The 16,481-nt window shown below is 70.4% G+C and carries 13 protein-coding genes; 2 read left to right on the forward strand and 11 right to left on the reverse strand.

What is annotated here, in order from left to right:
- Positions 1-23 precede the first annotated feature (23 nt).
- The 4 genes from MAA44156_RS07615 to MAA44156_RS07630 all read right to left on the reverse strand — a co-directional run bounded on the left by MAA44156_RS07615 (position 24) and on the right by MAA44156_RS07630 (position 7,066).
- Positions 24-2,075, reverse strand: coding sequence for a substrate-binding domain-containing protein (locus tag MAA44156_RS07615; RefSeq protein WP_009977012.1), 2,052 nt, complete (start codon positions 2,073-2,075; stop codon positions 24-26).
- Between the two features lie 100 nt (positions 2,076-2,175).
- The gene (locus MAA44156_RS07620; RefSeq protein ID WP_009977011.1) at positions 2,176-4,380 is read right to left on the reverse strand and encodes a malate synthase G; all 2,205 of its coding nucleotides are present in this window, start codon (positions 4,378-4,380) and stop codon (positions 2,176-2,178) included.
- 284 nt (positions 4,381-4,664) lie between these two features.
- Entirely contained in the window at positions 4,665-5,705 is a 1,041-nt protein-coding gene (locus MAA44156_RS07625; protein ID WP_009977010.1) for a hemolysin family protein, read from the reverse strand.
- A complete protein-coding gene (locus MAA44156_RS07630) occupies positions 5,702-7,066 on the reverse strand; it encodes a hemolysin family protein (RefSeq protein WP_003876517.1) in 1,365 nt (454 codons plus the stop codon). The genes MAA44156_RS07625 and MAA44156_RS07630 overlap by 4 nt, the downstream gene beginning before the upstream one ends.
- 302 nt (positions 7,067-7,368) lie before the next feature.
- Here MAA44156_RS07630 and MAA44156_RS07635 point away from each other — a divergent pair, with 302 nt between their 5' ends.
- A complete protein-coding gene (locus MAA44156_RS07635; protein ID WP_003876518.1) occupies positions 7,369-8,034 on the forward strand; it encodes a GNAT family N-acetyltransferase in 666 nt (221 codons plus the stop codon).
- Here MAA44156_RS07635 and mbtN read toward each other — a convergent pair.
- The 7 genes from mbtN to MAA44156_RS07670 all read right to left on the reverse strand — a co-directional run bounded on the left by mbtN (position 8,001) and on the right by MAA44156_RS07670 (position 15,542).
- Positions 8,001-9,176 (reverse strand): mycobactin biosynthesis acyl-ACP dehydrogenase MbtN, encoded by a 1,176-nt coding sequence (gene mbtN / locus MAA44156_RS07640; RefSeq protein ID WP_009977008.1) that lies wholly within the window; start codon positions 9,174-9,176, stop codon positions 8,001-8,003. The two genes, MAA44156_RS07635 and mbtN, sit on opposite strands and share 34 nt — an antisense overlap.
- Positions 9,177-10,742 (reverse strand): long-chain-fatty acid--ACP ligase MbtM, encoded by a 1,566-nt coding sequence (mbtM, locus tag MAA44156_RS07645; RefSeq protein WP_009977007.1) that lies wholly within the window; start codon positions 10,740-10,742, stop codon positions 9,177-9,179.
- The gene (locus MAA44156_RS07650) at positions 10,735-11,040 is read right to left on the reverse strand and encodes an acyl carrier protein (protein ID WP_009977006.1); all 306 of its coding nucleotides are present in this window, start codon (positions 11,038-11,040) and stop codon (positions 10,735-10,737) included. The genes mbtM and MAA44156_RS07650 overlap by 8 nt, the downstream gene beginning before the upstream one ends.
- Positions 11,041-11,124: 84 nt before the next feature.
- A complete protein-coding gene (locus MAA44156_RS07655) occupies positions 11,125-12,561 on the reverse strand; it encodes a GuaB1 family IMP dehydrogenase-related protein (protein WP_009977005.1) in 1,437 nt (478 codons plus the stop codon).
- Positions 12,562-12,600: 39 nt separating this feature from the next.
- On the reverse strand, positions 12,601-14,067 hold the full coding sequence (gene gndA / locus MAA44156_RS07660) for an NADP-dependent phosphogluconate dehydrogenase (RefSeq protein ID WP_009977004.1): 1,467 nt from the start codon (positions 14,065-14,067) through the stop codon (positions 12,601-12,603).
- 90 nt (positions 14,068-14,157) lie between these two features.
- A complete protein-coding gene (locus tag MAA44156_RS07665; protein ID WP_156649244.1) occupies positions 14,158-15,108 on the reverse strand; it encodes a M56 family metallopeptidase in 951 nt (316 codons plus the stop codon).
- Positions 15,109-15,122: 14 nt separating this feature from the next.
- A complete protein-coding gene (locus tag MAA44156_RS07670; protein WP_009976998.1) occupies positions 15,123-15,542 on the reverse strand; it encodes a BlaI/MecI/CopY family transcriptional regulator in 420 nt (139 codons plus the stop codon).
- A 425-nt stretch (positions 15,543-15,967) separates the two neighbouring features.
- Here MAA44156_RS07670 and MAA44156_RS07675 point away from each other — a divergent pair, with 425 nt between their 5' ends.
- Positions 15,968-16,390: a PaaI family thioesterase gene (locus tag MAA44156_RS07675; RefSeq protein WP_009976997.1), complete on the forward strand. Its 423-nt coding sequence runs from the start codon at positions 15,968-15,970 to the stop codon at positions 16,388-16,390.
- Positions 16,391-16,481 lie beyond the last annotated feature (91 nt).

Here is a 16,481-nt window from a genome sequence, read left to right on the forward strand (position 1 = left end):
AATGGGGGACGGCGCCCGGCCGCTCAGCTCAGGAAGGCGTTGACCGCGGTCGCCAGGTCCGGGGAGGCCGACGTCGCGAGGTTCTGATAGCTGCCGCCGCTGAGCTGGGCGACCGCCTCCCAGGTGGTGCGGTCCGGGTCGGCGCCGAAATCGATGATGTTCACCGCGATCGGCTTGGCCGGATCGGCGCTCTTGCGGATGAAGTCCTGCAGCCCGGGCCCGTCCAGGGTCTGGTCGGTGTGCGGGCCGGCGGTGATGACCAGAATCGAATTCGTCTGCCCCGCATGATAATTGGACTGCATGTCCTGGTAGATCATGCGCAGCGTGGTGAACGACACCGCGCCGCCGCTCGACGAGTACTGCTTGTCCAGCGCGGCCGACAGCGCCGCCGAACGCGGCTGCCCGTTGACCGGGTCGGCCAGCGGGCCGCTGGTGACCTCCGAGCGTCCCTCGTGACCGTCGAACGTCCACAGGCCGACCACGGCGCTGGCCGGCAGCGCCTTGATCTTGTCCTGAAGCGCTCCAATGACATTGGCCAGCCGGGATTTCCCGCCTTCCTGGCCGGGCATCGACTGGTCGAGCATGATCGTGGTGGCCTGCCCGGTCGACGGGCTGGCCATCGCCTCGGCCAGCGTCGCGCGCATCGCGTCGTCGCCGACCGACAGGGTCGACGGCAGCGCCGGGAAGGTGGTCACCGGGCTGCTCGGCGGTTTGACCCCGTTGACGCGGAAGCCCGCCTTCGCCAGCTTGGCCAGCTGGTCGGACTTGTGCATGAACCGGGAGAACTCGCTGGCGGCCGAGGCCTGTTCGCGGGTCAGCCACGACCCGCTGAGCAGCACGGTGGGGTAGTCGGCCACCGCCGCGGCACCCGGCGGCAGCCAGGAAGCCAAGGCGCCCTTGGTATCCGGCAGCGATTGCCCGCGCTGGAACAGCTGCTGTTCGGTGGTGACCACCGCGTGCACCGGCGCGCTCGCCGGGTCCCCGGGCTTGAGCAACGTGTTCATCGCCTCGGTCAGCGAGTTGTCGGCCAGCTTGGGTTGCGCGCTCAGCAGCGTGCGCACCGCGCCGGTGCCCTGCGTCACCGGCGCGCCCGGGGGCACCGACGCGGCCGCCACCGCCTCGCCGGCCAGGAACGCCGCATCCCCGTTGCCGGTCATCGGCAGCGCCAACCGCAGCGACCCCCACGCGGGTAAGTTCAATCCCGCCAACGCATTCGGGTTGGTCTGCAACCCGGGCAGTGCCGCCCAGTTCTGACCCGACAGGGCCGGCAGCAGTTCCGGGCGGACGGCCAGCACCACCGGCGAGCTGGCCAGCGAATGGCTCTCGGTGATGGTCTTCTGGGCGGTGGCGCCGGCCAGCCGCGCCGCGGAGACCGAGCTGCCCGGAATCCACAGTGCCGGTTGCCCACCGAGTTCCGCGGGCCACTTGCCGATGAAGCCGTTGAGCACGGCGTCGGAGCCGGCCGGCTTGACGCTGACCACCATGCAGTGATCGCCGATCGGGCCGGCCGACTTGTTGAAGCTCTCGGCGAATTGCCCGATGGCGTCGGCGATCGACGGGTCGGCGACGACCGGGACCTGCTCCTGGCCGCCGACGCAGCGCCCGGCCGCGGTGTGCGAACGCTTGGACAGCGCGTCACCGAAGAAGCGCCACAGGATCACCGACCCGACCACCACGACGACGGCGACCAGCGCCACGATCACGCCGATGCTGACCCCGCGGCGACCACCCTCGCTGCGATGCCCGCCGCGCCAATCGAGCCGGCGTGCGCGCAGTGACGGCGCCGACGCCGGCGATTCCTGCGAACCGGACGGGGCCGGCCGGCGCGACGGGAACTCGGGGTAGTCGTCGGGGTCCTCGTCGACGAGATCCTCGCCGGGCGCGAACTCCTCGGGCGCGTAGTCGTCGTCGGCGACGAAGTCCGCGTCGGGGTAGCGCCGTTCGTCCGGGTAGTAGCCCTCGTCCGGCGCGCCTTGCGCGTCGAAGGCGTAGGCGTCGTCGCGCTCGTCGACCGGGTGGTCGGGCGATGGCTCGTCGAGGAAGTCGTCGGGGTCGGGCGCACTGTGCCTACCCATCGTGGTGCCCGCGGCCTTTCCGTCGATCCAGCGATAATCCGGCGCCGATTTTAGTCATCAGCGGAACTATGACATGACCGAGCGCGATTCGGGCGCAGGCTCAATTCGACTGCGCGGCGCGGGCCTTAACCTCGCGCCGGCGGCGGTGCAGGATCGGCTCGGTGTAGCCGTTGGGCTGCTGCGTGCCGGTCAGGATCAGATCCTGAGCGGCCAGGAACGCCAGGCTGTCGTCGAAGTTGGGCGCCATCGGCTGATAGGCGGCGTCCTTGGCGTTCTGGGCGTCCACCAGCGGCGCCATCCGCTCCAGGCTGGCCCGCACGTCCTCCTCGGTGATCACCCCGTGGCGCAGCCAGTTGGCCAGCAGCTGGCTCGAAATCCGCAGTGTGGCACGGTCTTCCATGAGCGCCACGTCGTGGATGTCGGGCACCTTCGAGCAGCCGACCCCCTGGGCGACCCAGCGCACCACGTAGCCGAGGATGGACTGGCAGTTGTTGTCCACCTCCTCGCGGATCTCCTCGGGAGCCCAGGCCAGCTCCTTGGCCAGCGGGATGGTGAGCAGCTGTTCGATGGTGGTGCGCTTCTTGCCGGCGAGCTCCTCCTGCACCGCTCCCACGTCGACGTAGTGGTAGTGCATGGCGTGCAGGGTGGCCGCCGTCGGCGAGGGCACCCACGCGGTGGTGGCGCCCGCCTTGGGCTGGCCGATCTTCTGCTCGACCATGTCGGCCATCAGTTCGGTCATCGCCCACATGCCCTTGCCGATCTGGGCCTTGCCCTTGAAGCCGGCGGCCAGCCCGATGTCGACGTTGGCGTCCTCGTAGGCCTTGATCCAGGTGGTGTTCTTCATCGCACCCTTGCGGATCATCGGCCCGGCCTCCATCGAGGTGTGGATCTCGTCGCCGGTGCGGTCCAAAAAGCCGGTGTTGATGAACACCACTCGGTCGGCCGCGGCCTTGATGCAGGCCTTGAGGTTGACGGTGGTGCGCCGTTCCTCGTCCATGATGCCGATCTTGAGGGTGCCCTGCGGCAGGCCCAGGACGTCCTCCACCCGGCTGAACAGCTCGCAGGTGAACGCGACCTCGTCGGGCCCGTGCATCTTGGGCTTGACGATGTAGATGGAGCCGGCGCGGCTGTTCTGCAGCGGCCCGTTGGCCTCGCCGGTCTTGAGCCCGTGGATCGCCGTCAGGCCGGTGAACAGCGCATCCATGATGCCCTCGAACACCTCTTTCTCCTCGTCGCCGTCGCTCCACACGATGGCGTCGTTGGTCATCAGGTGCCCGACGTTGCGGACGAACAGCAGGCTGCGGCCCGGCAGGGTCAGCTCGCCCTGGCCGTCGGGGGTGGTGTAGGTGCGGTCGGCGTTGAGCACCCGGGTGAAGGTCTTGCCGTCCTTGCTGACCTCTTCGGACAAGTCGCCCTTGTTCAGGCCGAGCCAGTTGCGGTAGCCGAGCACCTTGTCGTCGGCGTCGACGGCGGCCACCGAGTCCTCGAAGTCCATGATCGTGGTGACGGCCGATTCCAGCACCACGTCCTTGATGCCGGCGCGGTCGGTCTTGCCGACCGGTGACTGCGGGTCGATGAGGATCTCGATGTGCAGGCCGTGATTGACCAGCAGCACCGACCAGTCCGGCGACCCGAGCTGCCCGGTGTAGCCGGCGAACTTCTCCGGCTCGGCCAGGCCGACGGAACCGTCGGCGGTCGCCACCTGCAGGCGGCCGTCCTCGACGGACAACCCGGTCGCGTCGGCCCAGGAACCCGATTCCAACGGCACCGCCTGGTCGAGGAAGTTGCGGGCGTAGGCGATCACCTTGTCGCCGCGAACCTTGTTGTAGCTCGATCCCTTTTCGGCGCCGTCGGTTTCGGGGATCACGTCGGTGCCGTACAGCGCGTCGTACAGCGAACCCCACCGGGCGTTGGCGGCGTTCAGCGCGAACCGGGCGTTGAGCACGGGCACCACCAGCTGCGGGCCCGCGGTGGTGGTGATCTCGTCGTCCACCCCGGAGGTGGTGATGGTGAAGTCCTCGGGTTCGGGCAGCAGGTAACCGATTTCGATGAGGAAGTCGCGGTAGGCATCGATGTCGAGCGGCTCGATGACGCGCTGGCGGTGCCACTTGTCGATCTGGGCCTGCAGCTCGTCGCGGCGGCGCAGCAGCTCCTGGTTCCTGGGGGTGAGGTCGGTGACCACCTTGTCGACGCCCGCCCAGAAGCTGTCCGGGTCGATGTCGGTGCCGGGCAAGGCCTCGTCGTTCACGAAGTCGTAAAGCACTCGGGCGACGCGCAGGTTCCCCGCCGACACGCGATCAGTCATGATTCTCCTCCGTCACGGGCCGCCCTGGACCACCAGACCGGGCCCAGATTGGCAATGTCATCAGCCTACCGAGCACATCCTGGCGAGCGTGAGCTGCCTGACCCGACATGCGCAGGTCAGGCCACCCTGACAGCCCCAAGATCGACGCGGCGGCGGGCACCGGGATCGCACTCCAGCAACGACGCTGTACGCGCAAGCGATCCACTGCCCCCAGCACTTTCTTAACTGGTAGTCGTGAAAGATCATACGGGCTCCGCGCGGCGCGGCCGGTCGGGCCGGTCCCGCTAGGCCTCGCGCATCGTCCCGACCAGGTCCTCGACCAGGTCTTCCATCGCCACCATGGCCACCACGGCGCCGCCCTGGTCGGTCACCAGCGCCAGGTGGCTGTTGCTGCGCCGCATCCGGGACAGGCCGTCGGCCAGCGGCAGCGACCGCGGCAGCCGGGGCAGCGGCCGCACCTTCGCCAGGTTGATCACCGTCGCCGGGTCGTCGTCGAGCGTCAGCACGTCCTTGATGTGCAGGTAGCCGATGAAATCGCCGGTGGGGTTGGTCACCGGGAACCGGGAGTACCCGGTCTGGGCCAGGGCCTGCTCGACCGCTCCCACCGTCGGGCCCGAGCCGGGCGCGGCCACCGGCACCGCATGCACCCGGGCCAGCGGCACCGCCACGTCGCCCACCACCCGGTGCCGCAGCTGCAGCGCCCGGGTCAGCCGGGTGTGTTCCTCGCGGTCCAGCAAACCCTCCGACTCCGACTCGGCGATCATCTCGCTCAGCTCGACCGGGGAGACGGTGATCTCCAGCTCCTCCTTGGGCTCCACGCCCAGCGCGCGGACCATCACGCTGGCGCACCGGTTGTAGAACGCGATGAACGGCCGGGCAGCGCGCACGTAGGCCAGATACGGCGGCACCAGCAGCATCGCGGTGCGCTCCGGGCCGGCCAGCGCGATGTTCTTGGGCACCATCTCCCCGAGCAGCACGTGCAGCGTCACCACGATCGCCAGCGCGATCGCCAACGACAGGCTGTGCAGCAGCGCGGGGTGAATCCTGGTCAGCCCCAACACCGTTCGCAGCAGATTGGACACCGCCGACTCGCCGATGCGGCCCAGCAGCAGCGAGGCGGCGGTGACGCCGAGCTGGGCGCCGGCCAGCATGGACGGCAGCTGCTCGGAGGCCCGGATCACCGTGACGGCGGCCGCGCGGCCCTGCTCGGCCAGCGCTTCCAGCCGGTCGCGGCGCGCCGAGATGAGCGAGAACTCCGCGCCGACGAAGAACGCGTTCACCCCGATCAGCAGGCACGCCAGCAGCACGCCCATGGTGTCGCTCATCGGCGCCCGCCCGGGGCTTCGGCGTGCGCGTCGATCTCGGTCAGCTCCAGCACGTCGATGCGGCGACCGTCCATCCGGATCACCCGCGCCTGCCAGCGCAGCACCGGATCCAGCAACCCGTCGGGATCCAGGGCCGGCAGCTTCACCGTCTCACCGGCCGCCGGGATGTGACCGATCTCGCGCAGCACCAGCCCGCCGATCGTCTCGTAGGGGCCCTCGGGCGCCCGGAAGCCGGTGGCCGCGGCCACCTCGTCGATGCGCAGCAGGCCCGATACCCGCCAGCCGGTGCCGGCCGGCACCACGTCGGGGGTGGCGTCGTCGTGCTCGTCGCGGACGTCGCCGACGATCTCCTCGATCAGGTCCTCGACCGTCACCATGCCCGCGGTGCCGCCGTATTCGTCGACGACCAGCGCGGTCTGCAGGCTGTTGGCCCGGATCTCGGCCATCACCGCGTCGCCGTCCAGCGTGGAGGGCACCACCGGCACCGGCTGGGCCACCGTGGTCAGCAGTGTGTGCGCGCGGGCGGCCCGCGGGATCGCGAACACCTGCTTGACGTGCACGATGCCGACGGTTTCGTCCAGGTCGCCGTCGACGATGGGGAACCGGGAGAACCCGGATTCGGCGGCCGCGGTCACCAGGTCGGCCACGGTGTCGTCGGTCTGCAGGGCCACGATCTTGGACCGCGGCGTCATCAACTCCTCGGCGCTGAGCGTCCCGAACTGCAGCGAGCGCCGCACCAGGGCCGCGGTCGCGGCGTCCAGCGCGCCGCTGCGCGCCGACGAGCGCACCAGCGACAGCAGCTCCTGGGGGGAGCGGGCCGACCGCAGCTCCTCGGCGGGCTCCACGCCCAGCCGGCGCACGATCCAGTTGGCCGCGCCGTTGGTCAGCCTGATCGCCGGGGTCAGCAACGCCGAGAACAGCAGCTGCGCGGCCACCACGGCGCGGGCCGTCGACATCGGCCGCGCCACCGCCAGGTATTTGGGGACCAGCTCGCCGAACACCATCGACACCGAGGTCACGATCAGCAACGCCAGAAACGCCATGATCGCGTCGCCGACCCGATCGGGGATGCCGACCGCGTCCAGCCAGGGATGCGGCAGGTCCTCGACCATCGGATCGGTCAGGTAGCCGGCCGCCAGCGTGGTGGCCGAGATGCCCAACTGGGCGCCGGACAGCTGAAACGACAGCCGGTGATGGGCGCGGCGGATCCAGCGGTCGCGGCGTCCCCCGGTGCGGGCGTTGGCCTCCACGGTGCTGCGGTCCAGCGTGGTGAGCGAGAATTCGGCGGCGACGAAGACGGCGTTGCCGAAGATGAGCACCGCGATCGCCACAATGCTGACCACGGTGACGGTGACGTTCATGACCTACGCCACCCGCCGGACGGGAAGGGCCCGGTGGCCGGGGGAGGCTCCGCATCGGGCGGCTGGTCGGACGGGCCATGCGCCCGCACGCCGGTGGCTTGCGCGGGTGCCTGCGGCACGTCGATCCTTTCGCTGCCCGGTGGCGGAGGGCGCGGACGCGCCCGTCTTTGCTGCCTTATGCTAGCCCGCGCTCCGGCGCCGGGGCGCCGACCACCGGGGCCACGCCGACGCCTGACGCTCCGACCGACACCCCGGAGGCGACTTCGGTATGCCTACCCTTACTCGGGTAGGCTCGGCGCACTATGTCCGACGCCCCAGCCGAGAGCGCGCCAGCCCAGATTGACCCAGCCCAGACTGACCCGGCCGAGCAGCCCGTCCAGATCCTGCCGCGCGAGCGGTCCGACATCCCCGACGCGGTCGCGCGCATTCCCCGTCCGCCCGTGCCCCACCTGGATCCGCCGTTCGCCCTGCGCGTGGCGCGGCTCGGCGACGCCGACATGGTGGCCGAGTGGATGAACCGACCGCACTTGGCCGCGGCCTGGGAGTACGACTGGCCGACCCCGCGGTGGCGGCGGCATCTGGGCGCCCAGCTTCAGGGCAGCTACTCGCTGCCGTTGATCGGAAGCATGCGCGGTGTGGATCTCGCCTACCTTGAACTGTATTGGGGCGCAAAGGATCTCATCTCGCGTTACTACGACGCCGAGCCCTACGATCTGGGACTGCACGCCGCCATCGCCGACGTGAAACTGGTGAACCGGGGACTGGGACCGATGCTGCTGCCCCGGATCGTGGCCAGCGTCTTCGCGACCGAGCCGCGGTGCCGCCGGGTGATGTTCGACCCCGACCACCGCAACACCACCGCGCGCCGGCTGTGCGAGTACGCCGGCTGCCGGTTCCTCGGCGAACACGACACGACGAACCGGCGGATGGCGCTCTACGCGCTGGACGCCCCCACCACGGACCGATAGCCGCCATGGTCGGCCGCCATGCCGGCGGCGACCAACTCCCACAACACCTCGTCGGTGCCGCCGCCGACCCGGGCCAGCTTCATGTCGCGCCACCACCGCCCGAGCGGTGTCTCCTCGACCAGATAGCCTGCCCCGCCGAAGATGTGCATGCACTCCGACATCACCTCCTCGCCGAGCCGGGCCGCGGTCACCTTGACGCCGGCTGCGGCGCGCAGGTCCAGCCGTCCCTGTGCGGCGATGCCGTTCAGCCCGTGCTGCAGCAGGTCGACGCGGGCCTGCAGGTCGGCCATCCGCAGCCGCAGCGCCTGGTGCTCGAACAGCGTGCGGCCGAATTGCCGGCGAGTCATCATGCGGGCCAACGTGATCCCGATGGCCCGCTGGCACGACGCGGCGATCTGCCCCGCGATCGACATCCGCTCGTGCGCCAGCCCCCAGCTGATGGCCGCCAGCCCGGTGCCCGCCCGGGCGACCAGCGCGTCAGCGGGTACCCAGGTGTCGATGTGCACCGCGGCGGTGTCCAGCGGTCCGGCGCCGACCTTGGCATAGGGTCGCTGAACGCTGGCCTGGGAGGTCGGGACCGCGATCAGCGCGACGTTGCCGTGTGTGCTGGCCGAGTCGTGGTCGATGCTGCGCGCCACCACCATGATGTGATCGGCGATGGGGGACAGGGAGACGAATTTCTTGACCCCGCGGACGTCGAAACCGCCGTCGCGGGAAGACATCTCGGTGCGCACGATCTGCAGATCGGAGCCGCCGGACTCCTCGGAGGCCCCGATGCACAGCACGGCCTGCCCCGCGATTGCCCGCTCGCAGATGTCGCGCAGGTAGTCCGACTTGCCGAACCGGCGCAGGACGGCGATCGCCGAGTCGTGCAGGCTGACCCCCACCCCGATGCCCGCCGACGACAGCCGGCCGAGCGCTCGGGCAAGTTCGACGAGCTTGCCGACGTCGGGAAGCATTCCGCCGCACCACTTTTCGCTGAACACACCGCGGGCGCCCAGGTGTTCGATCAGCTCGCGCGGAAACCGTTGCCGCGCTTCGGCTTCGCGCGTCCACTCCAGCACCTGATCGTCGAAGGCGCCGGCGAGAACGGTCCGGTAGTGGTCGATGTCGGCCGTTGTTGCCGCGGACAGGGTCGTCACTTAGTCCACCGCCTCCAATGAGCGCCGCACGTCCAGGCGGCGTAGTTTGCCCGACGAGGTTCGGGGCAGCGACCCCGGTGCCATGAAGATCACATCGGAGGGAACGACGCCGCACACCGATGCGACCCGCTGGATCACCTCGGCGCGCGCGCCCGCCCGATCGCGGCCAGCGAATTCGGCGGCGATGATCAGGCCGGGGCGCGCGGAATTCTCGCCGGTGCCCAGCGCCACCACGGCGCCTTCCCGCACGCCGGGCACCTGGGCGGCGACCGTCTCGATCTCGGTCGGGAAGATGTTGCGGCCGGCCAGGGTGATCAGCTCCTTGGCCCGGCCGCACACCACCAGCCCGCCGTCGGAGAAGAAGCCGAGATCGCCGGTGGGAAACCAATTTTGGTGGTCGATCGGCGCGTGACCCAGGTAGCCGTCCATCATCGACGCGCCCCGGATCTCGATCTCGCCGATGCCGTCCGGTGCGTCGTGGCGCGGCGAGATCCGGATCTCGGTGCCGGGGATCGGCTCGCCCAGCACCGCGTGCCGGCGCGTCCCGGTCTCGTCGCTGACGTCGGCGAACCGCAGCCCGGTGCCGGGCGCCGGCACGCTGACCGCACACGTCGACTCCGCCAGGCCGTAGGACGGGGTGGCGGCACCGGCGTCGAAACCGAACGGGGCCATGGCGGTTGCGAAGCGCTCGAAGCCGGCGCAGTCGACCGGCTCCCCGCCGTTGATCGCCACCCGCAGGGCGCCCAGGTCGACGCCGGAGACCCGGCGGGCATATTTGCCGACCAGGTTGTAGGCGAAGTTCGGCGCCGCGGTGATGGTGGCCCGGCTCTCCGACAACCACGCGAGCCAGCGAAACGGCGAGGCGGTGAAAGCCGAGGTGGGCGCGAGCCACAACGACATTCCGCCCAGCGCGGACGCGAGCAGGAAGGACAGCCCCATGTCGTGGTAGAGCGGCAGCCACGAGCAGCCGACGTCGGCGGGAGTCACCCCGAGCCGGGCGTTGAGGCCGCGCAGGTTGGCCAGTACCGCGTCGGGGGACAGCGCCGCGGTTTTGGGCGTGCCGGTGGACCCGGCGGTGCCCTGCAGGATCGCCGGATTCGCGTGCGGGGCCGGCGGGTCGGGGCAGCGGCGGCCGGTATTGGCCGCGACGCCAAGGTCTTCGACGACCATCTCGTCCGGGCGGGACGGGTCCAGGGCTTGCAATGCGTCCAGGTGGGAGCGGTGGCTCAGGACGGTGCGCACGCCGATCCCGGCGAAGCGGGTCAGCGTGGTGTCGGCCCAACGCCGACCCTCGGCCCCGCGGACCGGCCCGGGCAGGATCGAGACGCCGGCGCCGGCCAGCCAGGCGCCCATGATGGCGGCGACGAACTCGAGGGTCGGCTCGCCGACCAGCCCCAGGGCGGCGGGTCGGTCCCGGTCGAGCAGCCACGCGGCGATGCCCTCGGCCAGTCCGTGCACCTCCGGCCACCGATGGCGGCGCCAGGCCGCCGACTCGCGGTCGAAGACCACCAGATCGCTGCCGCCGGTGCGCATCGCGGCCGTCAGCGCCGCGGCCAGCTCACTCATCGCGGGTTTCGCGGGGTTCCGCGGCGATCGCGGCCTGCAGGTCGCCGACGGTCTCGCAGCTCAGCAGTTCCTCTTCGGTCAGCGTGACCCCGAGCCGTTCCTCGATGGCCACCATGCCCACCGCGAACGCCACCGAGTCCAGCCCGACGTCGTCGACCAGCCGGGCGTCCGGAGTCACCCGGGACACGTCGACGTTGAGGTCGTCGCGCAGGATGCCGAGAAGCTCGGCGCTGACGTGGTTTTCGGGTGAGCCCGCGGGCGTGGCCCCGGTCGGAGCGGGGGAGGCGGAGGAGGTCATGGCGCAGTAGGTTAGCAGGCCGCATTAGGCAAGGCTAGCCTTACTAGCCGACCCCCGGCGCGTCGCGCCGCACGCGCCGGCGTGTCACCAGCCCAGCGGAAGCGGATGCCCCTCGGCGAAGCCCGCGGTCGACTGCACCCCGACCACGACCCGTTCGTACAGCTGCGCCAGGGTGGCGGCCCCGACGTAGGTGCAGGTGCTGCGCACGCCCGAGGTGATGTGGTCGATCAGATCCTCGACGCCGCCGCGGGCCGGGTCGAGACCCATCCGCGACGTCGAAATGCCTTCCTCGAACAGCGATTTGCGGGCCCGGTCGAAGGCCGTCTCCGCGCCGCTGCGGGCGACCACCGCCCGCTTGGACGCCATGCCGTAGCTCTCCTTGTAGGGCTGGTCCTCGCGGTCGCGCATCAGGTCGCCGGGCGACTCGTAGGTGCCGGCGAACCACGATCCGATCATCACGTTCGACGCCCCGGCGGCCAGCGCCAGCGCCACGTCACGCGGGTGCCGGATGCCGCCGTCGGCCCATACATGTCCACCCAGTTCCCTTGCCGCCGAAGCACATTCGACAACAGCGGAGAACTGCGGGCGGCCCACGCCGGTCATCATCCGGGTGGTGCACATCGCGCCCGGCCCCACGCCCACCTTGACGATGTTCGCCCCGGCGCCCAGCAGGTCGCGGGTGCTGTCGGCCGAAACCACGTTGCCCGCCACCAGCGGCACCCCCAGCTCGAGCGAGGCGACGGTCCGGATCGCCTCCAGCGTCTTGACCTGATGCCCGTGCGCCGTGTCGATCACCAGCAGGTCGATTCCGGCCTCGACCAGTGACCGCGCCTTGGCCCCCACGTCGCCGTTGATGCCGATCGCCGCGCCCACCCGCAACCGGCCCTGCGCATCGACGGCCGGGGTGTACAGGCCGGCGCGCACGGCTCCGGTGCGGGTCAGCACGCCGGCCAGCGTGCCGTCGGCGTTGGTGACGACCGCGACGCCGATGGGCGCCTGCTCGAGCAGGTCGAAGATCTTGCGCGGCTCGGTGCCCACCGGGGCCACCACGAAGTCGGTCATCGCGACGTCGCGCACCCGGGTGAAGCGGTCCACGCCCAGGCACGACGATTCGCTCACCAGTCCCAGCGGGCGGCCCTCGAAGGCCACCACCGCCACGCCGTGCGCACGCTTGTGGATCAGCGCCATCGCGTCGGACACCGAGTCGTCGGGCTCGAGCAGCACCGGAGTGTCGAGCACCAGGTCGCGGCTCTTGACGAACTGCACCGTCTGCTGCACCGCGGTGATCGGCAGGTCCTGCGGCAGGATCACCAGGCCACCGCGCCGGGCCACCGTCTCGGCCATCCGCCGCCCGGCCACCGCGGTCATGTTGGCGACCACGACAGGGATCGTGGTGCCCGAGCCGTCGCCGGTGGACAGGTCGACGTCGAAGCGCGACGGCACCTCCGAACGGTTCGGCATGATGAAGACGTCGTTGTAGGTCAGGTCGTATCCGGGTCGATGCCCGTCGAGAAACCTCATCGCAGGTCCAGCCCCCTTACGGCCTCCAGTGTGGCCCCGTTACGCCGGCACTTCGCGGCGGTCGGCGCTCCACAGCGTGTGGAAGCGCTTGTCGGGGTCCTCGTCGATGCGCCCGTAGGTGTGCGCGCCGAAGAAGTCCCGCAGACCCTGGGTGAGCGCGGCGGGCAGCCGCTCGGTGCGCAGCGCGTCGTAGTAGGACAGCGCCGAGGAGAAGCCGGGGATCGGGATGCCCAACCGGGTGGCCGTGACCACGACCCGGCGCCAGCCGTCGATGGCGGCCTCGATCGCGCTGCGGAAATACGGCGCGACGATCAGGGTCGGCAGGTCGGGGTTCTCGTCGAAGGCGTCCTTGATCCGGTTGAGGAACTTGGCCCGGATGATGCAGCCGCCGCGCCAGATGGTGGCCAGGTCGCCGGGGGTGATGTCCCAGCCGTATTCGGCGCTGCCGGCCTGGATCTGGTTGAAGCCCTGCGCGTAGGCGATGATCTTGGACGCGTACAAAGCCTGGCGGATGTCCTCGGTGAACTGTGCTGCATCGCTTGGCTTTTCGCCGAGTCGGCCCGACGCCAGCCCGGTGGTGGCCCTGCGCTGGGCCACCGAGCCCGACAGCACGCGGGCGAACACCGCCTCGGCGATGCCGGTCACCGGCACGCCGAGGTCCAGCGCCGATTTGACCGTCCAGCGGCCGGTGCCCTTCTGTTCGGCCTCGTCGAGGATGAGGTCGACGAGCGGCTTTCCGGTCTTGGCGTCGGTCTGGCGCAGCACCTGCGCGGTGATCTCGACCAGGAAGCTGTCCAGGTCGCCGGAGTTCCATTCGTCGAACACGTCGGCGATCTGCTCGGCGGTCTTGCCCAGCGCGTCGCGCAGCAGCTGGTAGGCCTCACCGATCAGCTGCATGTCGGAGTACTCGATGCCGTTGTGCACCATCTTGACGAAGTGCCCGGCCCCGTCGGGGCCGATGTGCGTGCAGCACGGCACCCCGTCGACGTGCGCGGAGATCTCCTCGAGCAGCGGGCCCAGCGACCGGTAGGACTCGGCCGGGCCGCCGGGCATGATCGACGGGCCGTTGAGCGCGCCCTCCTCGCCGCCGGAGATGCCGGCGCCCACGAAGTGCAGGCCGCGTTCGCGCATCGCCTGCTCCCGGCGGATGGTGTCGGTGTAGAGGGCGTTGCCGCCGTCGATGATGATGTCGCCGGGCTCCATGGCGTCGGCGAGCTCGTTGATCACCGCGTCGGTGGGGTCGCCGGCCTTGACCATGATCACGCGGCGCGGTTTTTCCAGCGCGTCGAGGAATTCGGCGATGGTTTCGCAGCGCACGAACTCGCCCTCGTCGCCGTGCTCTTTCAGCAGCGCGTCGGTTTTGGCGATCGACCGGTTGTGCAGCGCCACGGTGTAGCCGTGCCTGGCGAAATTGCGGGCGATGTTCGAACCCATCACGGCCAGCCCGGTGACGCCGATCTGGGCGGTGCCGGTGGTGGGACGCGACGGGGTAACCGACGAACTCATGTCTTCGCCTCTCAATTGGGGTCTCGGCAAAAAGCTTTCGGTGACACTGTGGCACAGCGCCCGATCACCGGGTGACCGGTCCCGGCGGCGTCAGAGGTTGAGCAGGCGTTCCAGCTCGGTCAGCCACGGCACCGCTAGGGCGACGGTGGGCACCACGAACACCGCCGCGGCGGCCAGGTAGGCGGCCGCCGAGAGCAGGGGGCTGTTGCCGCGCCCGCCGAGCCGGCGCACCCGGACCACGGTGCTGGGGCCGCCGGCGGCCAGCGCGCCCGATGGCGCCCGCCCGGATGCGCAGGCGACCAGCGCCCGGGCCAGGGGAGCGCGGCCGGCGGCGCGCACGGCGGCGTCGTCGGCGAGCAGCTCGACCAGCAGCTGCACCGCGCCCAGCGCGTTGGCGCTGCGCACCAGCCGGGGGAACGCGGCGTGCACCGCGGTGAATGCCTCGAGCACCAGGTCGTGGCGGGCCCGCAGGTGCGCCCGCTCGTGGGTGAGGATGGCGGACACCTCGGCGTCGGCCAGGGTGCTCAGGGTGCCCTCGCTGACCACCACCCGGCTGCGCACTCCCGGCAGGCAGTAGGCCAGGGGTTGCGGGACGTCCAGCACCCGCAGATCGCGGGTGCGGCTGCAGGGCTGGGACAGCGCGGCGCCGTGGCCCATCCCGACCAGATCGACGACCATCCGGTGATGGGCCCGCCGGCGGCGATTGGCGATGGCCACCCGCACCACCGTGACCATCAATCGGGCGCCGACCAGCACGGTCAGCGCGAAGACGCCGATGTATGCCGTCCACAGCGGCCACCCGAGGCGGCCCTCGGCGCCGAGGATGCTGGTGGTGGGCCGCCCGTCGGGACCGGGCACCAGCACCCGGGTGGCGATGGCGATCCCGGCGCTGAACGCCGAGAGGACCGCGGCCAGCGCGACGGCCTGCCACAACACCATCGCGGCGCGGGGAGCGCGCAGCGGCCAGCGCGCGCGGGCCAGCATCGCCGGCACCGGGCCGGTTAGCAGCACCGCGAGAATGGTGAAGGCCAGGGCGGACACCCTGTTAGTGTCCCTCAGCCCTCCGGGCCGGCGCCAGCAGATGCCGAGTTATTGCGTTGATTGGCTTCCAGTTCGGCGAGTGCGCGGCGCAGCGCCTCGGCCTCGTCGGCGCCGACGCGCTCGACGAAGTGCACCAGGGCGGCCTGCCGGCTGCCGGAGTCCTCGGCTTGGGCCAGCGCGTCCACCATCAGGCCGGCCACCAGCTCGTCGCGGCCGTGCACCGGGGCGTACCGGTGTGCCCGGTCGTCGCGGATCTGGGAGACCAGGTTCTTCTTGGCCAACCGTTGCAGCACGGTCATGATCGTGGTGTAAGCGAGGTCACGCTGGGCCGACAACGCCTCATGGACCTGGCGAACGGTCTGAGGTTCGGGGGTGGACCACAGGTGGTCCATGACGGCCCGTTCCAGATCCCCCAGCCGTGTCAGTTTGGCCATAGTTCGTTCCATCTCCTGAGCGTCGAAACCAGCGTACTCCGGCTTACTACCGGCGGTCGTACGGAACGCTGACAAATGCCTGTGCCGGCACCGTGGGCGGCACCCGCCCGCACCGGCCCGCACCGGATCCCGGGGGGTTTTCCGGGGCTTTCCGGTGCGTCCCGGGACTTTCCGGGACTTTCCCGGACTTTCCGGGACAAGTTGAACAATACCCCTTGCGAAGTTAGGGCAGCCTTGCCTATTCTAAATCCCGTCGAGCGATAACGGACCGCGTGAGAGTCCTGAGGGCTGCAGTGACCCCCGGTCTACTCGATCGGCGAGCCCCGTGCCCTGTGCACGGGGCTCAGCCGTTTCTGGGGCCGGTATCGGCGACATCGCCGTCCCGCCGCGCCGGCCCGCCTGGGCGATGGTGTAGACACGGGAGCGTGTCAGAGCCGCAGGAAGCGATCATCCCGCCCGACTTTTCCGCACCCTTCGACCGCGAGATCGGGCTGCAGTTCACCGAACTCAGCCCCGACGGCGCCCGCGCCCGGCTCGAAGTCACCCCGAAGTTGTTGCAGCCCATGGGACTCGTCCACGGCGGCGTCTACTGCTCGATGATCGAAAGCATGGCCAGTGTGGCCGCCTACACCTGGCTGGCCACCCGCGGCGGCGGGAATGTGGTGGGGGTCAACAACAACACCGACTTCTTGCGTTCCATCGGCTCGGGCACGGTGTACGGCGTGGTCGAGCCCATCCACCGGGGCCGCAGCCAGCAGCTGTGGTTGGTCACCATCACCGACGACGACGACCGCGTCGTCGCCCGGGGTCAGGTGCGGCTGCAGAATCTCGAGGTTCGCAATGCCTGATCGGCGCACGCCGAAAACCCCACGAATCATGCTGGCGAGCAACGCCTTCGCCCGGGTTCACTGAAGGCCGTTGTGCCGCAACGGGTTTGGC

Origin of the sequence: Mycobacterium avium subsp. avium, assembly GCF_009741445.1 — a bacterium.
GTDB lineage: Bacteria > Actinomycetota > Actinomycetes > Mycobacteriales > Mycobacteriaceae > Mycobacterium > Mycobacterium avium.